4 protein-coding genes are annotated in these 4,404 nt (G+C 69.3%); 1 reads left to right on the top strand and 3 read right to left on the bottom strand.

Features of this window, described 5'->3' with window-relative positions; genetic code table 11:
• The coding region (locus FJX73_12630) for a hypothetical protein (GenBank protein MBM3471615.1) at window positions 1-967 on the bottom strand (967 nt) is incomplete at its 3' end.
• An 80-nt stretch (window positions 968-1,047) separates the two neighbouring features.
• Here FJX73_12630 and FJX73_12625 point away from each other — a divergent pair.
• Window positions 1,048-2,436: an MBL fold metallo-hydrolase gene (locus FJX73_12625; GenBank protein MBM3471614.1), complete on the top strand. Its 1,389-nt coding sequence runs from the start codon at window positions 1,048-1,050 to the stop codon at window positions 2,434-2,436.
• Between the two features lie 33 nt (window positions 2,437-2,469).
• Here FJX73_12625 and xpt read toward each other — a convergent pair whose 3' ends face one another.
• Window positions 2,470-3,039: a xanthine phosphoribosyltransferase gene (gene xpt, locus FJX73_12620; GenBank protein ID MBM3471613.1), complete on the bottom strand. Its 570-nt coding sequence runs from the start codon at window positions 3,037-3,039 to the stop codon at window positions 2,470-2,472.
• A 13-nt stretch (window positions 3,040-3,052) separates the two neighbouring features.
• Window positions 3,053-4,404: DNRLRE domain-containing protein (locus FJX73_12615; GenBank protein ID MBM3471612.1), on the bottom strand; the 1,352-nt coding region annotated here is incomplete at its 5' end.

The raw sequence follows: 4,404 nt of genomic DNA, 5'->3' as shown, positions 1-4,404 counted from the left end.
CGGCAGGCGTGCCCCACCCGAGCAGCGCGGTGGCCAGTCCCAGCGCGCCGACCGTGGAGTAGGCGAGCAGGCCCTTCAGGTCGGTCTGCACCAGGGCCAGGGCCGCGCCCGCGAGCAGCGTCGCCAATCCGACGGGCGTGACCACGGCCACCCACAGCGCTCCCCCACCCAGCACGGGCAGCAGGCGCGCCAGCAGGTAAACTCCGGCCCACACCATGGTGGCGGCGTGCAGGTACGTCGAGACCGGAGTGGGAGCCACCATCGCGGCGGGCAACCAGAACTGGAACGGCACCTGCGCCGACTTGGTGAACGCGCCGGTCAGCACCAGCGCCAGGATTACCGGGTAGAGCGGATCTGCTTTGATGGCGGCGGCCTTGGCCAACAGCGCGCTTATCTGCCAGGTACCGCCCACCTGCGCCAGCATCACCAGGCCGACCAGCATCGTAACGCCGCCGGCCACGGTGACGACCAGCGCCTTGGTCGCGCCGGAGCGCGCCGCCGGATCCTCGTTCTTGTAGCCGATCAGAAAGAACGAGGCCAGGCTGGTCAACTCCCAGAAGACGTAGAGGACGATGAGGTCGTCGGCAAGCACGACCCCCAACATCGCGCCCATGAATATCAGCATCTGGGCGTAGAATCGGCCCAGCTCCGGACCGGCGTGCATGTACGCGACGGAGTAGACGAGGATCAGCAGCCCGACCGCCAGGATCAATCCCGCGAAGAGCAGCGCCAGGCCATCGAGTGTGAGCGCGTACCGGAGGCCGACGTCGGGAAACCACGCCAGCGACAGCCGCAGCGTCTCGCCGCCGAAGATGGGCTGTGCGATCCAGGTGAGCGCCGCGAGCAGGCCTGCCGGGACAACGGCGCTGATCCATCCCGGGTGCGTCCGGAGCCGGCCGGCAACTGGGCCGGCGAACGGCGCGGCCAGGATGGCGATCAGTGGGATGGCGCCGAGCAGGAAGGGCACCTGGCGCCTACCGAACCCGAGATACCTGGAATCCCAATCCTACCTGTACCACGCGACCTACGGTACAAGAGCCGCGTGGCGTGGTCAAGCCGACTGGGGAGTTCGCCATCCGCGTAACCTTCCACGGGGCCGTCAGCACAGTCACCGGCTCGCTCCACCTGGTCGAGGCCGGCGACACGCGGGTCTACCTCGACTGCGGGTTGTTCCAGGGCCGACGCGCCGAGGCCGCCGAATGGAACCGGCGTTTCCCCTCTGCGCCCGGCGACCTCGATGCCGTCATCCTCTCGCACGCGCACCTTGATCACTGCGGCAACCTGCCCACGCTGGTGGCGCACGGGTTTCGCGGCCCGATCTACTGCACGCCGGCTACCCGCGATCTCGCGGCGCTGGTGCTGCGGGACAGCGCGAAGGTGCAGCGGCAGGACGCGCAGATCCTGAACCGGCGCCACCGACGCCAGGGGCTGCCCGAGGTGAAGCCGCTCTACGACGGCCGCGCCGCGGAGCGGGCGATCGCCCGCCTGGCCGCCGTGCCCTACGGCCGGCCGTTTCGCGTCGGCTCCCTGACCGCCATGTTTCGCGACGCGGGGCACATCCTCGGGTCGGCGATGGTGGTGCTCGAGGCGGATGGCCGCCGCCTGGGCTTCACCGGCGACCTGGGCCGCCCCGGTACCGCCATAGTGCGCGATCCCGAGGTGCCGCCCGCTTTGGACCTCCTGCTCATCGAGTCCACCTATGGCGACCGGGAGCACGCCCCGCGCGCCGAGGCAGAGGCACACCTGGCCGCGGTGGTGCGCGAGACCGTCGCCCGTGGCGGCAGAGTGTTGATCCCGGCCTTCGCGCTCGGCCGGGTACAGGAGGTGGCGTACACACTGCACCGCCAGCGGGAGGAAGGCCTCATCCCGGCGATCTCAATCTACATGGACAGCCCCATGGCAACCGACGCCACGGAGATCATCCGAGCGCACCCCGAGTGCTTCGATGAGGAGATACGCGCGCACATCAAGCGGCACGATCCCTTCGGGTTCGGCGCTCTGCGCTATGTGCGCACCCCTGCCGAGAGCAGGGCGCTGCGCGCCTCGGACGAGCCGTGCGTCGTCATCGCCACATCCGGGATGGTGGAGGCCGGCCGCATCCTGTCGCACCTGAGCGAGCGCATCGGCGATCCGCGGTCCACGCTGCTGTTCGTGGGATACCAAGCCGAGCACACGCTGGGCCGTCGGCTATCCGAAGGTGCGCCGGAGGCCAGGATCTACGGTGAGCCGCACAGGGTGGAGATCCGGATCGAGCGGGCCGACGCGTTCAGCGCGCACGCCGACCGGAAGGAGCTGCTCGCATGGACGGCACGCGTGCCGCGGATCGGCGCCGCGTATTGCGTGCACGGCGACGAGGCCGCGGCAGAGGCGCTGGCGGGTGCGCTTGTCTCGACCGGGATCCCGGCCGAGGTGCCGGTGACGGGGCAGACGGTCTAGGAGGGCGAGGCGCCGCCGCCGCGCCGCGGCGAGCTACGCCAGCACTATCTTCCCGTCGCTCATGTCCGTGATCGTCGCCAGCGCCACGATCGGCACGCCCAGGGGTGCCAGGTGCGCCCGCCCGCCTTCCATGACTTTCTCGATAACCGCGCCGACGCCCACGATTGTCGAGCCCGCGGCCTGGGCCAGGCGGGCCAGGCCAAGGATGGTCTGGCCCGTCGCCAGGAAGTCGTCCACGATCAGCACCCGCTCACCGTGTGACAGGTACTCGGGCGAAACGATCAACTCTATGGTATGCCCCTTCGTGTGTGACGGGGCCAGCGTCAGGAAGACCTGGTAGGGCATGGTCACCGGCCGCGTCTTGCGGGCGTAGACCACCGGCACGCCCAGGTGCGTGGCGGTCGTAAAGGCCGGCGCTATGCCCGAGATCTCCGCGGTCAGCACCTTGGTGGCCCCCACCGATGCGAACCTGGCCGCCAGCTCGCGCCCGCACTCGTCCAACAGCGCCGGATCCACCTGGTGGTTGAGGAAGCTGTCCACCTTGAGGATCCCGTTGCCCAGGTTGCGACCTTCGCGCAGTATCCGTTGTTTGAGCGCGTCCATGCTTCCTCCGCCGCTACGGCGCCGTGAACTCGACTATCAACCTCGGCCGGTTGGCCAGCACGTCCTCCCCGTGAGCGAAGTACACCAGGTTGGCGCCCATCTCCATGTTGCGGACCAGAAACCCGTAGTTCGCCAGCGATCCGGCAACCCACGCTCTCACGATCTCGGTCACGTCCCACTCGACGAAGATGCGCGTCGCGCCGCCCGCGATCGTTACGGGGCCGGCGGGCCGCAGCATCGCGTAGCTACCGGCCAGCAGATTCCACGTGGCCGTAGCCTCGCTCCAATACCGCGTGACCGGGAATACCGTGTAGAGGTCGGCGCCGCCGGACCTGTACCCGTACAGGAACAAGCGCAGCGTGGCCCGGCGTACGGTCGCGCCCGAAGGCGGAGTAACGTTGAAGCTCACCACCGATCGGAACCGGCCAGTCGCATCGCGACCAACGTAGAGCACCTCGGTCGGGTGCGGGGTTCCCGGTGCCGCTTCGATCAGCGGGGCGTCGGTGCGGCTCACATATGTTACCGTTCGGACCGATGGCGTGCCCACCGGCGTGGCCGTGGGAGTCGCCGTCGGCGTTGCGGATATGAGGCTCGTCACCGCCAGCTCCCACGCCTCGTTGGTGACCGGGTTCATCCGCACGGCGACCTCGTCACCGCGGCGGACGCGCGCCGGCGTATCGCCGAGGGGCACGGGCGCGCCGTTGATCGTAACCGCGGCATCGGAGTTGATACGGACCACCTGGCCGTCCTGCAGCGCAATCGCTGTGGGCGTAATCACGTCCACGCGGCCGCGCAGCAGCCGGAACGAGGCCCGCACGCTGGCCGCGTTGTTGGTTGTGCCCTCCGCCTCAACCCGGACCTGGTCGCCGATGCGCAGCGCTGTCAGGGCCGCCGACCCGCCTGCGCCTGTGCCCGCGTCGAATCTCGAAATTGCCGTCTCAGGCGTGATGGCGAAGATGTAGATGACCGCGCCCACGCTTACATGAATGCGGGGTGGGGTCGCGGTCAGGGCGATCGCGACGAGCGCCCCTTCGGTGACTCTCGGGGACGGCGTGATAATGGGTGCCGGGGTGGGGACCGGGGTCGGCGCCGGGGTCACCACCACCGGCGTTGGGGGTGGCGTCGGCCGGGTCCGATAGCCCGGTGGAGCCGGTTCGGCCGTCGGAAGCGTGATCAGAACGGTGCGCGCCGTTGCCTGCCACTGCACGTACGCGCCCAGGGCCTCGCTCACGAAGCGAAGCGGCACCATCGTGCGGCCCCCGACAACCATAGGGGGAATGTCGAGGAGGACCAACTTTCCGTCCACCGCGGCTTCACGCCGTCCCATTACCAGCTCAATCGTCCTGGACGCCGTTGCGGCGGTGA

This window comes from Armatimonadota bacterium, from assembly GCA_016869025.1.
Classification (GTDB): domain Bacteria; phylum Sysuimicrobiota; class Sysuimicrobiia; order Sysuimicrobiales; family Humicultoraceae; genus VGFA01.
This window is presented reverse-complemented; position numbering and strand designations above follow the sequence as displayed.